The sequence below is a fragment of the Clostridium celatum genome (assembly GCF_021412605.1).
GTDB classification, from domain to species: Bacteria; Bacillota; Clostridia; order Clostridiales; family Clostridiaceae; genus Clostridium; species Clostridium celatum.
The window spans coordinates 44,173-59,521 of sequence record NZ_JAJKGM010000005.1; the positions used below are offsets into that span (position 1 = coordinate 44,173).

Annotated in this window: 13 protein-coding genes; 12 read left to right on the plus strand and 1 reads right to left on the minus strand. The window is 25.5% G+C overall.

Annotated features, from left to right (window positions below):
• Nucleotides 1-730 precede the first annotated feature (730 nt).
• Nucleotides 731-1,381 carry a response regulator transcription factor gene (locus LPC13_RS03635; RefSeq protein WP_040418526.1) on the minus strand — a complete coding sequence of 217 codons (651 nt, stop codon included), beginning with the start codon at nucleotides 1,379-1,381 and terminating at the stop codon, nucleotides 731-733.
• A 615-nt stretch (nucleotides 1,382-1,996) separates the two neighbouring features.
• Between LPC13_RS03635 and LPC13_RS03640 the strand changes: the two genes are divergently transcribed.
• The 12 genes from LPC13_RS03640 to LPC13_RS03695 all read left to right on the plus strand — a co-directional run bounded on the left by LPC13_RS03640 (nucleotide 1,997) and on the right by LPC13_RS03695 (nucleotide 15,344).
• A complete protein-coding gene (locus LPC13_RS03640) occupies nucleotides 1,997-3,907 on the plus strand; it encodes a polysaccharide biosynthesis protein (RefSeq protein WP_005210508.1) in 1,911 nt (636 codons plus the stop codon).
• 6 nt (nucleotides 3,908-3,913) lie between these two features.
• Nucleotides 3,914-5,113 (plus strand): DegT/DnrJ/EryC1/StrS family aminotransferase, encoded by a 1,200-nt coding sequence (locus tag LPC13_RS03645; RefSeq protein ID WP_320414741.1) that lies wholly within the window; start codon nucleotides 3,914-3,916, stop codon nucleotides 5,111-5,113.
• 20 nt (nucleotides 5,114-5,133) lie between these two features.
• Nucleotides 5,134-6,309, plus strand: a complete 1,176-nt coding sequence (locus LPC13_RS03650; protein ID WP_207635630.1) for a type III PLP-dependent enzyme domain-containing protein — start codon at nucleotides 5,134-5,136, stop codon at nucleotides 6,307-6,309.
• Nucleotides 6,310-6,327: 18 nt separating this feature from the next.
• Complete coding sequence (locus tag LPC13_RS03655) at nucleotides 6,328-7,290, plus strand: ATP-grasp domain-containing protein (protein WP_005210502.1); 963 nt, start codon at nucleotides 6,328-6,330, stop codon at nucleotides 7,288-7,290.
• Nucleotides 7,291-7,336: 46 nt separating this feature from the next.
• Complete coding sequence (locus LPC13_RS03660; RefSeq protein ID WP_005210501.1) at nucleotides 7,337-8,014, plus strand: YveK family protein; 678 nt, start codon at nucleotides 7,337-7,339, stop codon at nucleotides 8,012-8,014.
• A gap of 15 nt (nucleotides 8,015-8,029) precedes the next feature.
• Entirely contained in the window at nucleotides 8,030-8,692 is a 663-nt protein-coding gene (locus tag LPC13_RS03665) for a CpsD/CapB family tyrosine-protein kinase (RefSeq protein ID WP_195244544.1), read from the plus strand.
• Between the two features lie 173 nt (nucleotides 8,693-8,865).
• Nucleotides 8,866-10,002, plus strand: a complete 1,137-nt coding sequence (locus LPC13_RS03670) for a glycosyltransferase family 4 protein (protein ID WP_195244543.1) — start codon at nucleotides 8,866-8,868, stop codon at nucleotides 10,000-10,002.
• A complete protein-coding gene (locus tag LPC13_RS03675) occupies nucleotides 9,999-11,021 on the plus strand; it encodes a glycosyltransferase family 2 protein (RefSeq protein WP_005210492.1) in 1,023 nt (340 codons plus the stop codon). Before LPC13_RS03670 ends, LPC13_RS03675 begins: the two co-directional genes overlap by 4 nt.
• 23 nt (nucleotides 11,022-11,044) lie before the next feature.
• On the plus strand, nucleotides 11,045-12,175 hold the full coding sequence (locus tag LPC13_RS03680; RefSeq protein WP_005210490.1) for a glycosyltransferase family 1 protein: 1,131 nt from the start codon (nucleotides 11,045-11,047) through the stop codon (nucleotides 12,173-12,175).
• Nucleotides 12,176-12,177: 2 nt separating this feature from the next.
• On the plus strand, nucleotides 12,178-13,233 hold the full coding sequence (locus LPC13_RS03685; protein ID WP_005210488.1) for an EpsG family protein: 1,056 nt from the start codon (nucleotides 12,178-12,180) through the stop codon (nucleotides 13,231-13,233).
• A 23-nt stretch (nucleotides 13,234-13,256) separates the two neighbouring features.
• The gene (locus LPC13_RS03690) at nucleotides 13,257-14,174 is read left to right on the plus strand and encodes a glycosyltransferase (RefSeq protein ID WP_005210485.1); all 918 of its coding nucleotides are present in this window, start codon (nucleotides 13,257-13,259) and stop codon (nucleotides 14,172-14,174) included.
• Between the two features lie 30 nt (nucleotides 14,175-14,204).
• Entirely contained in the window at nucleotides 14,205-15,344 is a 1,140-nt protein-coding gene (locus LPC13_RS03695) for a DegT/DnrJ/EryC1/StrS family aminotransferase (protein WP_005210483.1), read from the plus strand.
• The last annotated feature ends 5 nt before the right edge of the window (nucleotides 15,345-15,349 follow it).

The window sequence follows — 15,349 nt, forward strand, 5'->3', positions numbered from 1 at the left end:
AATTAAAAGTTTATTCAGTTAAAAATAAGTTTTTTTATTTAGTGCATAAAATTTAGATAATAGGATAAAACATTAATAAGAGGTGGTAAATAATAATTTTAAATTTAGAAAATAGTGAAGGAAATATAATATGATCATTATATAGTAAAGACAATGTAATATAATTATTATATTTTATAAGAATTATTTTTTAGTTTAAAATATTAGCTATCTCTAGGGAGTTTTGGATTACAACATTTAAAAATGATTTGTTGATTTATGGCATTGTAGATTAACTCATTTTTAATAAGATTATATATTAAATTAGTAAAGCTTTATAAAGTGAAATGATGGTTCAAGTCTGTATTTAACTTTTTAAGCAACTTAAAAATTTAAACATAACTGCGGATATTTCAAGTTTAAACATACTGCATATTTAAATGGCATATTATTTTGCCAGAAACACTAAAGTTATGTAATGTACACTTGATAACAAGTCATTGGAGTGTAAAGGACTAATTAATTTATATATAATTGATTTAGGTTTATAGCTTTAATGAGAGAGAATCGTTAAAAGGTAAAATCTTTGGTTGATCCAAAACTCTTTTATTATTTTAATTAAAGATATTAATATAGTTTAAATAATAAGTTTTTAAAATAAGAGCTTTCATATTATGAAATATGAATATAAGTAATAAGCATAAAAGTCAATCAGTAGTAGTATTAATACTCCTACTGGTTGACTTTTTTATTAAAAAATAATTCCATATTCATAAGCATAAATAATTGCTTTTGTTCTATCATTAACATTAATTTTTATGAAAATATTACTGATATGTTTTTTCACAGTATTTTCACTGATATTAAGATTTTTAGCAATTTCCAAATTACTTAAACCTTTAGAAAGTTGAGACAGTATTTCAATCTCTCTTTTAGTTAAGTTATTTTTATTGGAATTTTGACCAGTGAGAGTAAGTGCAGTTTCAGATTCAATAAGTTTATAAAAAAATTCCCTATCATAGAATTTGAATCCAGTAGAAATTTTATGAATGGCATAGGTTATATCTTCTTGAGTAAAAGTACCAAGGATATAACCATCAATATTTAAATTTGATAGTTTAAGAAATATATCCTTACTTTCATTAAAATCAATAATTAATAATTTAAGATTGGGTTTAAAAGCTTTAACAGATAAAATTTTATCGAGAAATTCCCAATTTTCTTCTAATAAAACAGTAATCAAAATTACATTCCCATTTGATATATCATTTTTGCATGTAGATATATATTTCAAAAAATCATCAATTAAAAAAAATGAAGTTATATTTTTATACTTTTCTTTCAAGATTGATTTTATTCCGTAGTGAATCAATGGATATTTACATAATATAGAAATTTTCAAAAGAAACACCTCTAATCCAATTACATAATTTAACAATTTAATTATACACTAGTTCTATGTAAAAGTATACAAAGGTTTTAGAATAGAGAAGTATTCTATAAAAATTAAATATAAATTTATGCTGTCAAGTAGATATAGTTTGAAACTTGTAGTGTAGCGTAATGAGTTAAGAAGCTATATATAAAATTAGTAGTACTACTTAGTATTAATTATAAATAAGTAGATAGTAGTATACTTAAAAAATTATAGAAGATGTTTAGTGAGGTGAAATATAAGAAAAATATACGAATATGTAGAAAAGATTTTAATTTAGACAATATATACAAATAATTTTATATAACAAAATGCATATTTAAAACTGAAGTTATTAGAATATTTCAGAATAATAGTATAAATATAAGAATAGTATAATTATGGATAAACGTAAAATTATTGAAACATATTGGATAACAAAATTTAAAAGAATAAGTAATCATTAATGAGCAATACATAATTAGTATTATTGTAAAAGTAGTACATAGGTAATACTTTATTATGAATAAAAATATACTTTATAATATATTAATTTTTTATTAAAAGGAATTTATACATAGCAATTATCATAGGGGGGAAATAATGCTTGGTATATCTATATTGAATTTGGATAAGAAGAAAAAAAATATACTATTAATTATTATTGATATATCAATAATAGTAATGTCTTACTATATTTGCAGTTTATTTTATTATGGTATGGATGAAAATATTAAAAATGAGCTAGTAGCAATAATAATAGCAATATTAGTATATGTATTATCTTTAAAGATTTTTAAAATGTATAACTGTATTTGGATTAATGCAGGAGCATATGAATTTACAGAATCAATAATGGCATCTATAAGCGGATTTATTATAACTTCAGTTATTATAGGAATTCTACCAATAATAAAGGTGCCAATAATAGTTAATATTATATCAGCAATATTAATAATGATAGGAACAACAGGGATAAGGTTATCTTTAAGAATAATAACTAGAGCTGTAACTTATTTTTCAGCAGATAGAGTTGCAGGAAAATATAATGTTTTAATAATTGGAGCTGGCTATTGTGCAGCAGCAATAATAAGAGAAATAAGAAAAGAAGAAAGTAGTAAATTTAATATTATAGGAATTATAGATGATGATATATCTAAAAAAAATAATTATTTAAATGGTGTAAAGATATTAGGCACACGAGAAGATATAGAGGAAATAGTAGATAGAGAAAATATAGATCAAATACTATTTGCAATTGTAAAAATAGATTCAAAAGAAAAAGCAAAAATATTAGATATATGTACTAATACTAAAGCAAAGGTTAAGGTTATTCCTGGATACCATCAGATATTAGAAGATGGAACCTTAATTAATAAAATGAGAGATATAGATTTAAAGGACTTAATTGGAAGAGAAGAAGTTGAGTTAGATAAATGTGGAATAGAAAGTTATATAAAAGATAAGGTTATTTTAGTAACTGGTGGGGGAGGGTCTATAGGCTCAGAGCTATGTAGACAAATTGCAAAGTTCAATCCAAAATTACTTTTAATATTAGATATATATGAAAATAATGCGTATGATTTACAAAATGAATTAAATTACACTGATCCACAATTAAGAAAAAAAGTTATTATTGCATCAGTAAGAGATAAACAAAGAATAAACCAAATAATAAGTAAGTATAAGCCCAATATAATTTTTCATGCAGCGGCCCATAAGCATGTACCGTTAATGGAGGATAATCCAACAGAAGCAATAAAAAACAACGTACTTGGTACATTAAATATGGCTCAACTTGCAAGTGAATATAAGGTTGATAAGTTTGTATTAATATCCACAGATAAAGCAGTTAATCCAACAAATGTAATGGGTGCTAGTAAGAGACTTTGTGAAATGATAGTTCAAGCTATTAATAATGAAAAAGATAATGAAACTGAATTTGTTGCAGTTAGGTTTGGAAATGTACTTGGAAGTAATGGCTCAGTGATTCCACTATTTAAAAAGCAAATAAAAAATGGTGGACCTATAACGCTAACTCATAAAGATATAACAAGATATTTTATGCTTATACCAGAAGCGGCACAGCTAGTACTTCAAGCTGGTGCATATGCAAAAGGTGGAGAGGTTTTTGTACTTGATATGGGAAGTCCAGTAAAAATATATGATTTAGCAGAAAATCTAATAAAACTTTCAGGATATACTCCAAATAAGGATATAAAAATTGAAATAACAGGATTAAGGCCAGGAGAAAAATTATATGAAGAATTACTAATGAACAATGATAATTTAACAAAAACAGCTCATGAAAAAATATTTATAGATAGACCTGAAAGTAAATCTTTAAATAAATTACTTTTAGAAATAGAAGAACTTGTTTCTATTTCTAAGATTGGCAATAAGAATATGCTAATTGATAAATTAAAAGAAATTGTGCCAACATATAGTTCACCTGAAATATATAATAACAAAAAAATATTAGAGGAAGTATCAGTTACTGCAAAAGATAGGTAGAAATAAATGAATAACTTAGAGGAGATGAAGTTAATGGAGAAAAAATCATTATATAAAGAAAATAAGAGGATATATTTAGCATCTCCTCATATGGGGGGATTAGAAAAAAAATTTATTAATGAGGCATTTGAAAGTAATTGGATTGCACCACTTGGACCTAATGTTGATAGTTTTGAAAATGAGATACGTGATTATGTTGGAGTAAAAGCTGCCGTAGCATTATCATCAGGAACAGCAGCTATACATTTAGCATTAAAGTTAATAGGCATTAATAAAGGAGATTTAGTATTTTGCTCGTCATTAACATTTGCAGCAAGTTGCAATCCAATAATTTATGAAGGCGGACAACCAGTATTTATAGATTCTGAAATAGAGAGTTTAAATATGTCGCCTAAGGCATTAAAAAAAGCATTTGAGTTTTATGAAAAAACAGGACAAAGACCAAAAGCAGTTATTGTAGTGCATTTATATGGACAAAGTACTGATATGGATAAAATTAAAGAAATATGTGATTTCTATAATACTCCAATAATTGAGGATGCAGCAGAAAGCTTGGGAGCAACGTATAAAGGTGTTATGACAGGGACTATTGGAAAATATGGTATCTATTCATTTAATGGAAATAAGATAATAACTACTTCAGGAGGTGGAATGCTTGTTTCAAATGATGAAGAAGGTATAAGAAAGGCTAGATTTTTGGCAACTCAAGCTAGAGAAAATCAACGATATTATGAACATGTAGAGTTGGGATACAACTATAGAATGAGTAATATTTGTGCAGGAATCGGAAGAGGACAAATTAGAGTTTTAGAAGATAGAATAGCTAAAAAGAAATATATATATGAGAAATATAGAGAAGCATTTAAAGATATTAGTGATATTGAAATGGTTCCAATATGTAATTATGGAGAGCCAAACTATTGGCTAAGCGTAATTTTGTTAGGGAAAAGTTCTAAAGTTAAACCTATAGACATAATATTAAGACTAGAAGAGCGAAATATAGAATCAAGGTATATATGGAAGCCAATGAATTTACAACCATATTATAAGGAGTGTAAATTCTTTAAGGAAAGGGATAAAGAAATTAGTATTTCAGAGGATATATTTAATAGAGGGGTATGTCTTCCATCAGATACTAATATGAATGATGAGGAAATAGCAAAAGTTATTGAAAATATTAAAGAGTTATTTATAAGAAATAATTAGGTGAGGAGGTGAATTCATATTTGAAGGAACTTAAGACTCCATATTTTATTATATATAAGGAAAAGTTAAAAAAAAATATTGATGACTTTAATAATGCATTAAGTGACACTTGGGGAAATTATATTATTGGATATTCGTATAAGACCAATTCTTTGCCTTGGGTTTTAAATTTCATGAAAGAGAATGGTTGCTTTGCAGAAGTAGTATCAGATGATGAGTATAATTTAGCAGTAGCATTAGGAAACAATGAAAAGAGGATAATATTTAATGGTCCTAATAAGGGGAGAGAAATATTTCATAGAGCAATAATGAATAAAGGTATCATTAATATTGATAGCTGGAGAGAAATAAATTGGTTAAGAGAAGAAGCGAGAAGTACTGATGTAATTAATATAGGGATAAGGGTTAATTTTAATTTAGAAGAATGTTGCCCTAATGAAAGTGCGATGGGAAGTGAAGTTGGGAGATTTGGCTTTAGTTTTGAAAATGGGGAGTTAAGTAAAGCTATATCAGACATAGAAGATATCTCAAGAGTTAAGATTGTAGGAATTCATTTGCATTGTAGCACTAAAACTAGAAGTTTAAAGGTTTATGAAGAAATAGCTAAGAAGGCCTGTGTTATTGCAAAGCTAATTAACAATCCTTTGGATTATGTTGATATAGGTGGTGGATTTTTCGGGGGGATGCCTGAGAAACCATCATACTATGAATATATGAAAGTTATAACTGATGAATTATCAAAACATTTTAATAGGAATACTACTAAGTTAATAGTTGAGCCAGGAGCATCTTTGATAGCATCACCTATAAGTTTTGTATGTGAAGTTGTTGATGTAAAAAATGTTTTAGATAAAAGGATAGTAAATATTAATGGGAGTAGAAGTAATATAGATCCTCTCATGAGAAAGAAGTTTTATGAGTATGAGCTGATAACTAATATGGATAAAATTGATGATGAACAAATAATTTGTGGTTATACATGTATGGAAAATGATAGGATTATGAAATTAACTAATGAAAAGGAATTAACAATTGGAGATAAGATAATTTTTAATAAGGTTGGCTCATATACTTTATGCTTATCACCATTATTTATAGAGTATTTTCCAGCAGTATATGTAAGGGAGAATAATAAATATAAGTGTGTTCGTGAAAGATGGGGAGTAAATGAATATATAAATAAGTGTTTTATATAGTAAGGAGGTGTAGAAATTTTGAATTTATTATTTCTGAGTTCAGGAAGAAGATATAAGTTACTGGAATATTTTACTAAAGAATTTGAGGGATTTGGAAAGATAATAGCAGTTGATTATGATAGATTAGCTCCAAGTTTATATGTTGCAGATAATTATTATAATGTTCCTAAGATAGATGATGAAAGATATATAGATATCATAAAGGATATATGTAAAAGGGAGAATATTAAAGGTATTATTTCTTTAATTGATCCAGAGTTAAGTATATTAGCAAGGCATATAGATGATTTTAAAGAAATGGGAGTAACATGCTTTTTATCAAACTATGAATCAATTGAGATATGTTTTAATAAATATAAAATGTACAAATTTTTAACAGATAATAATTTTAAATGTGCAAAAACTTATATTGATTTTGAAGAGTTTAAAAATGATTATACTTTAAGGAAAATAAATTTTCCTGTAATTGTAAAGCCGATTTGTGGAAGTGCGAGTATAGGTATAAATAAAGTATATACATTAGAGGAAGTAGAGTTTTTACTTGGTAAGTTTCCTAATCTTATTATACAAGATTATTTAGATGGAATTGAAATTGGGGTAGATGCTTATGTTGATATGATTTCTAAGGAGACGGTTTCTATTTTTGCAAAAGAGAAAATTAGATTGAGGTCTGGGGAAACTGATAAATCAAAATCATATAAATCAGATAAATTATTTAATCTAGTTATAGAATTAATATCTGATTTAAAACTGGTTGGTCCTATAGATATAGATATGTTTAAAATTGGTAATGAGTATTATATTTCAGAGATTAATCCGAGATTTGGAGGTGGATATCCACATGCATATGAATGTGGGGAAGATTTTACTAAATTAATAAGAAACAACTTATCAGGGGTAGAAAACAAGAAAAATATAGGCACTTATAAAGATGAAATTTATGCAATTAAGTATGATGATATATTAATTAAATATGTATAGTGGTTAAAAACCTTTAGATAAATATAAGTAGTATAAGGAGAAGTGAATGGATAAAGAGTTTATTCAATTGAGAGAATTTTTATATTTATTAAAGAAAAAGTGGGCTCTAATTGTTTTTATTATAGCTATTTGTTTAATTTCTACTATAGCAATTACCAAGTATGTAATTAAGCCTGTATATGAGTCAAAAACCAAAGTTTTTGTTGGAAAAGAAATAAATAATGAATCTACTTATGATCAATGGGAAATACAAATGTATCAACAGCTTATGCAAACATACGTGGAATTAGCAAGTACAAATAACTTAATTGAGAGTGCATTAGAAAGTATTAATTTAGATAAAGATGTAGAAGATGTATTAGAAAATTTGAGTGTTGTACAAAAAGAAAATACACAAATTCTTGAAATAAGCTATAAATCTATAGATAGCAAAGAAAGTTTTGATGTTGTTAATGCAATAACTAATGAATTTATAAAGGTTTCTAGAGATATTATACCCAATGTAAATATAGAGATTATTGATGATGCTCAAATAGCAAAAGAACCATTAACAAATAATTTATTAAGAAATTTAGTTGTTGCTTTTATAGGAGGCTGTGTTTTAAGTGTTTCTTTAGTATTATTAATGGATTTTTTTAATAATACATTTAATAGTAAAGAAGATGTTGAGAGAAATTTAGGATTACCTATAATTGGTGTTATACCTAGGTATAATGATGATTAGAAAAGAGGTATATATATGGTGAAAAAAAACAAAGATATTTTAGTAACAGAAGCGTATAGAGTTTTAATGAGCAATATTGAATATTCATCTTATGATAAGCCTATTAAGGTAATTGTTGTAACTAGTTCACAATCTGGTGAAGGTAAAACTACTATTGCAAAAAATCTTGCATTAACAATGGCTGAATCAAGTAAAAAAGTTGTATTAGTAGACTGTGATATGAGAAGACCCAATATTCATAAAAAGTTTAAGATATCAAATAGTACAGGATTATCTGAGATATTAACAGGACAATCTAATAAAATTAAAGATAATTATAATATTAATGAAAACATAGATATTATAACTAGTGGAAAAACACCTCCTAATCCAGTGGAGATGATTAGCTCTAAGAAAATGGATGATTTTATAGAGTTACTAAGAGAAAGTTATGACTATGTAATACTGGATGCACCTCCAATAATGGCAGTTGCAGATGCGCAAATATTAGCAGTTAAAGCAGATGGGGTTGTATTTGTAGTTAGAGAATCAAAGAGTAAAAAAACATTTGCTAATGAAGCTAAAAACATATTAGAAAAAAAGAAGTGCAATATATTAGGTGTTGTTTTTAACTCTGTAACTGAAAATACCCATGCTCATTATGGAGATGATAAATATTTAGAACGAAGAAATCATTAGAGGATGCGTATAGATAAAGAATATATTTAGGAAAAGTTAAGTATAAATTAGAAAAAATTAATACATTAGATTTTTAATAAAGGAAATTAGTTACTATTATTGGTTTGTAGGAGTAAGTTATTTGCTAGAAATTAAAAAAGTAATATTAAATTTATCCGATAGTAAGGAGATATATGAAGAGAATATTATACGTTACGACAATAAGCGAAACGATAAATGCATTCTTAGTACCTCATATTGAATATCTATTAGATAATAATTATGAAGTAGAATGTGCGTGTAATATAGGATTAAATTTAGATAAACGACTATTAGATAAAAATTTAGTGATACATGATATTCCTTTTAGTAGAAGTCCGTTATCAACTAGCAATATAGGAGCTTATAAGAAGATAAAAGAGGTAATAAAAAATGGACAATATGATTATGTTCATGTCCATACCCCTATAGCAGCCTTTATTACTAGGCTTGCAACAAGAAATATGAATATAAGTATCATATATACAGCTCATGGCTTCCATTTTTATAAGGGGGCTCCAATGTTAAATTGGATTGTATATTATAATTTAGAAAAGATAGCTGCAAGATGGACAGACTGCATAATAACTATGAATGAAGAGGACTTTATATTAGCAAAAGAAAAATTTAAATACAAAAATAATAAGATTTTTAAAATAAATGGAATAGGGTTGGATTTAAATAAGTATAGCAATAATTCAAATGATCTAAGAGAATTTAAAAAATCTTTAGGATTAAAAGATGAGGATTTTGTTATTACTATAATTGCAGAACTAATAAAAAGAAAAAATCATCTACAAATAATAGATACTATGAAACTATTATATAAAGAATATCCTAATATTAAGGTTTTATTTGTTGGAAAAGGAGTACTTAAGGATAATTATAAAAAGTATATAGAAGATAATAATCTTAGTGAGAGTATTAAGTTATTAGGGTTTAGAAATGATGTAAGTGAAATAATAAATATTTCTAATATAATTGCATTATTTTCTTTGCAAGAAGGTTTACCAAGAAATCTAATGGAAGCAATGGCCATTGGAAAATCTATAATATGTACTAATATTAGGGGAAACAATGATTTAGTAAAAGATAATATTAATGGGCTACTTGTACCAATAAACGATATACAAGCAACCAAAGAAGCAATTTTAAAAATTTATAATGATGATAAATTAGCAGAAAAGTTTAGTAATAATAATATCAATGATATAAAAAAATATGACATAAAAGAAGTATTGAATGAAATGAATTTAATATATAAAGACATAGGACTAAAGGAGAATATATGAATCCATTAGTAAGTGTAGTAATGTCAGTTTATAACAGTGAGAAATATTTAAAGTCATCTATAGAAAGTATTTTATGTCAGGATTATTCTAATTTTGAATTTATTATTATTAATGATGGATCTACGGATTCAAGTCTTAAAATATTGAACGAATATAAGGAAAAAGATAAAAGAATAATTATTTTAGATAATATTAAAAATAAAGGACTTATTTATTCATTAAATAAGGGAATAGAAAATTCTAAGGGAAAGTATATTGCAAGAATGGATTCAGATGATTTTTCAAGAAAAACAAGATTAAGTGAACAAGTTAAATTCATGGAGAAAAATACTGAAATTGCGATGTGTGGAACTGCAGCTACTTTTTTTTTAGATAAAGTAGGATTTATAAGAAAAAATGTCTATTGTATAGAAAATTATGAAGAAATAAAAGCAGCAAGTATATTTGATTGTTCATTTGTACATCCATCTGTAATTATGAGGAGTAGTATATTAAAAGAAAATAACTTTAGATATAATGAAAATTTTAAATATGCAGAGGATTTTGGATTATGGGCAGAAATAATGCCAAAGTATAAGGTTAGTAACATTAACAAACCTTTAGTTAAATATAGGATAGTAAAAAATAGTATCACAAGAAAAGCCAATAAAGATATGAAACAGAGAGAAGAGGTATTTAAAGCTATTTTTAACGATTACTTAAATAATTTAAATGTAAAAGTATCTAAAGAAGAGCTGGATTTACACTTTGAAATATCAATGATTCAAAACTTAAAAACATTTAAGTTTGATTTGAAACCAAAAGAAGAATATTTAAATAAGCTTAGGACAAGCAGTGAAAGTGAAGAAATTAATAAAGTATGTATCTGGCAATATTTAAAAGCTTGTATTTACCAAGGAAAATATGGAGATTTTAGAAAAAGCTCTTTTTATGATGATTCACCTATAAGTAGATTTCAATTTTATAAAAAGAAGTTAATAGAGCGACTTAAAAGAATTATTAAAATTGCATATATGTAAAAAAAATATAAAAAGGTGAGAAAATGCAAGATAAGAAAGTAAGAATATTGGTTGATGGGATGTGTCCAGGAAAAGGTGGAGTTCAGCAATATTTAATGAATTTATATAGAAATATTGATGAATCGAAGATACAGTTAGATTTTATTGTATGTGGTAATGAATGTGAATATGAAGATGAAATTAGAGAGCTTGGAGGAGAGATATATTATATAACTCCAAGAAAAGAGAATGTTTTTAAAAATATAAAGGGATACTATGATATTTTAAGGAGAAAGAATACCTATGATATTGTATATTACAATTTAAGTTGCTTGTATTATAATATTCCGTTTTTAATGTCTTTAATAAGTGATATTAAGATAAAAATTGTTCATAGTCATAATTCAGATAGCGGAGATATGTCTAAATTATATTATATACTTCATTGTTTAAATAGAAGAGTTATAAATAAAAAGGCAACATATTTTTTTATGTGCTCTAAATTAGCCGGAGAATGGCTATTTGGCAAAAAAATAATTGAAGAAGGCAAGGTTAGATTAGTACCAAATGCTATTGATACTAGCAGATTTAAATATGATGAAGAAAAATCAATAGATCTAAAAAGAAAATATAATTTACAAAATAAATTTGTTATAGGACATATAGGAAGATTTGACTATCAAAAAAATCATAATTTTATTATAGATATTTTTAATGATGTAGTTAAAATAAAACCAAACTCTACTCTAATGTTAATTGGGGAAGGTAAATTAAAAAATACAATTATTGATAAAGTTAAAAAATTAGGATTAGAAGAAAAGGTTATTTTTTTAGGAAATAGAGATGATATTCCTGATTTATTGAATATTATGGATTTATTTATTTTTCCATCTAATTATGAAGGTTTAGGAATAGTATTAATTGAGGCACAGGCTACAGGATTAAAATGCATAGTCTCAGATGCTGTACCAAAAGAAGCTTGTGTAACAGATAATTTAAAATATTTATCCTTAGAAAAATCATCTAGGGAGTGGGCAAATGAAGTGGTTAGTTTTAAAAGGGAGTATATAAGGACGGATAGAAGTGAACAGATAAAATTAAATGGATTTGAGATTGTTGATATGGCCCATAAATTTGAGGAGTTCATTTTTAAAATTACTAAGAATGGAGAGTAAGTATGGTTTATGAAGTAATGATATTATCAATAATATTAATAGGGATATATATATATATAATATTTAAAAATAAAGCAACGGCTGATAATATTTTTTTAACAATATCATTTCTCATATTATTTATAGTTTCTGGATTTAGAAAAAATGTAGGTGTAGATTTTAGAAATTATGAAGCTATATTTAGACAACATACCAACAATAATTTTTTTGATTATTCTTACGTAGATAAAGATTATGGATATGCATTACTAAATAAAATAATTGCTCTTTTTACTAACAATACTCAGTGGGTATTTATAGTAGTTAGCTTTATAACTATTATATTATTTATAATTTTTATAAAGAGATATTCAACAAATATGCTTTTGAGTGTTTATTTATTAATAACATTTAATTTTTATTTTGATGCTATGAATATTCAAAGACAGTTTATTGCTATTGCAATATGCACATTATCCATAAAGTATATAATAAATGAAGACTTTAAAAGATTTTGTCTAGTTATTCTGTTTGCTATTCTTATCCATAAGTCGGCTCTTATATTTTTCCCAATGTATTTCATATCTAAAATTAATTTAAATGTAAAAAAAATATGTATATATATAGTATTAGGATGCGCGGGATCATTATTAATTAATAAAATAATATATTTTATGAGAAATAAATTTTATTCAGATTATGATAGTGTAGCCTGGGGAATGCAAGGATTAGGGATAGGATTAATAATTATTATTCCAGTATTTATATTTATTATTGCATTTATGATGAAAGATAAATTAATAGAAGAAAATCCAGAAAACAATGTATTTTTAAATCTTCTTTTTTGTGCATGCGTATGTTTTCTTTTATCAACAATTATATCAAATTTTACAAGAATAGCTGAATATTTTTATATTGTCGTAATTATTTTTATTCCAAGAATGATATCGGTGATAAAGGATTATAGAATACGATACAACATATACTTACTAGTTATGTTTATATCATTTGTATGGTTTTATAAAACAACTTTGCAAGGAAATATGAACGGAGTCTTGCCATATAAAATTGGTTTTTAATAAATAGGTATGGGGGAGATAGAGTGAAGGATGATTTAGTTAGTGTAATAATATTATCATATAATCAACTAGATATTTTAAATGAAACTATAGATTCTATATTGGAGCAAGATTATCATAATATAGAAATTATTATAAGTGATGATGGAACTAAGGAATTTAAAAATGACTATTATTATGAATATATAAATAAAAGAAAGAAAAACAATATTAAAAATGTAATTATAAATAGTAATAATAAAAATCTAGGGGTAGTTAAAAATTATAATAAGGGATTATCACTTTCAAATGGGAAATATATAAAATTTATAGATGGTGATGATGTATTCTTTAATAATAAATCGCTATCTGAATTGGTTAATTTCATGAAGGAAAATGACAGCCTAATAGTAACAGGAAATATGCTATTTTGTGATGAAAATATGAATCAGTTACCTATAGCTAATAAAAAAATAAAATATTTTAGAAGATATTTACCATTGGGAAAAAATCCAGAAATATTTTTTAAAAAATTAGCAATAGAAGATGTTATACCAAATCCAGCAGTTTTATTTAATAGAAAGGTTTTTGAGTTATATGGTGTATATGATGAAGATTATATGCATTTAGATGATTGGACTATGTTTTTAAAAGTAGTTAGATTAGGATGTAAAATAGATTATTTAGATACTATAACTATTAAATATAGATTTGGAAGGGGAGTAAGCATAAATAAGAAGCAAAATAATATATTCTTTAATGACACAATAAAATGTTATAAAAAAGAAATTATTCCTTATAAAAAGCAATTAGGATATTGGGCATATAAAAATGCAATGTGGAGATATGAAAGAGGATATAGGTTTGAAGAGTATTCATTAGTAGAGAAGCTTATATTTTTTATAAAAAATTTAGATACAATTATAATGAAAGTTCCTAAGAGGATGTTTGGGGTATTTTAAAAGATAGAATTAAAATTTAGGGGGGCTAATATGTATTATTTTAAAGAGCCAATTCAAGTTACAAAGGCATTTTTACCACCATTTAAAGAATATATAGAAAAGATACAAAGTATGTGGTCAACTAATTGGATAACTAATAATGGATGTCTACACAATGAACTAGAGAATAAAATAGCTAATTATTTAGGAGTAAATAATGCAACATTATTTACTAATGGACATCTATCATTAGATATAGCAATAAAAGCGCTAAATATTAAAGGTGAAGTAATAACAACACCATTTACATTTCCATCAACAACTCATGCAATTGTGTTGAACAACTTAAAACCTGTCTTTTGCGATATAAATAAAGAAGATTTCACTATTGATGTTGATAAAATTGAAGAATTAATCACAGATAAGACTTCGGCTATAATACCAGTTCATGTATTTGGATATCCTTGTGATGTAGAAAAAATAGAAAAAATAGCTAAGGATCATAACTTAAAAGTAATATATGATGCAGCTCATGTATTTGGAGTGGAAATAGGTGGAATAGGAATTGGTAACTTTGGGGACATTTCAATGTTTTCATTACATGCAACAAAAGTATATAACTCAATTGAGGGCGGAATATTAGCGTACAATAATAGTGATTTAGAAGAAAGGCTTAGAAGCTTGAAAAATTTTGGCTATATAAGCAATGATGAAGTAGAAGTAGTTGGATTAAATGCAAAAATGAATGAGTTTCAAGCTGCAATGGGATTATGTAATTTAAAGTATGTTGATGAGCAAATAAAAAATAGAAAAGAGGTAGCTAGAATATATAGAGAACAACTAGAAGAGGTTGAAGGGGTTTATTATTTGAATGACAAGGAAGGAATAAAGCATAATTATTCATACTTTCCTATATTAGTTGATGAGGAATGTACAGGAATAACAAGAGATGAATTACATGAATCTTTGAAAGAATATAATATTTATACTAGAAAGTATTTTTATCCAATGATACCGGAATTAGAATGTTATAAAGGAAAATATAATAGTAATAATTTAAATGTTGCTAAATATGTATCTGATAGAGTTTTAACTTTACCTATTTATGGTCAGTTAAATTTACAAGATGCTTACAATATTGCTAATAATATTAAGGAGATAATATTATCTAAAAAGAATAAAACTAAGTAAAAAAA

Bases quoted from the DNA above. Each gene is read 5' to 3' on its own strand.
- LPC13_RS03640 (WP_005210508.1), top strand. From the start codon at position 1,997: ATGCTTGGTATATCTATATTGAATTTGGATAAGAAGAAAAAAAATATA.
- LPC13_RS03680 (WP_005210490.1), top strand. From the start codon at position 11,045: ATGCAAGATAAGAAAGTAAGAATATTGGTTGATGGGATGTGTCCAGGA.
- LPC13_RS03675 (WP_005210492.1), top strand. From the start codon at position 9,999: ATGAATCCATTAGTAAGTGTAGTAATGTCAGTTTATAACAGTGAGAAA.
- LPC13_RS03665 (WP_195244544.1), top strand. From the start codon at position 8,030: ATGGTGAAAAAAAACAAAGATATTTTAGTAACAGAAGCGTATAGAGTT.
- LPC13_RS03670 (WP_195244543.1), top strand. From the start codon at position 8,866: ATGAAGAGAATATTATACGTTACGACAATAAGCGAAACGATAAATGCA.
- LPC13_RS03685 (WP_005210488.1), top strand. From the start codon at position 12,178: ATGGTTTATGAAGTAATGATATTATCAATAATATTAATAGGGATATAT.
- LPC13_RS03660 (WP_005210501.1), top strand. From the start codon at position 7,337: ATGGATAAAGAGTTTATTCAATTGAGAGAATTTTTATATTTATTAAAG.
- LPC13_RS03695 (WP_005210483.1), top strand. From the start codon at position 14,205: ATGTATTATTTTAAAGAGCCAATTCAAGTTACAAAGGCATTTTTACCA.
- LPC13_RS03645 (WP_320414741.1), top strand. From the start codon at position 3,914: ATGAATAACTTAGAGGAGATGAAGTTAATGGAGAAAAAATCATTATAT.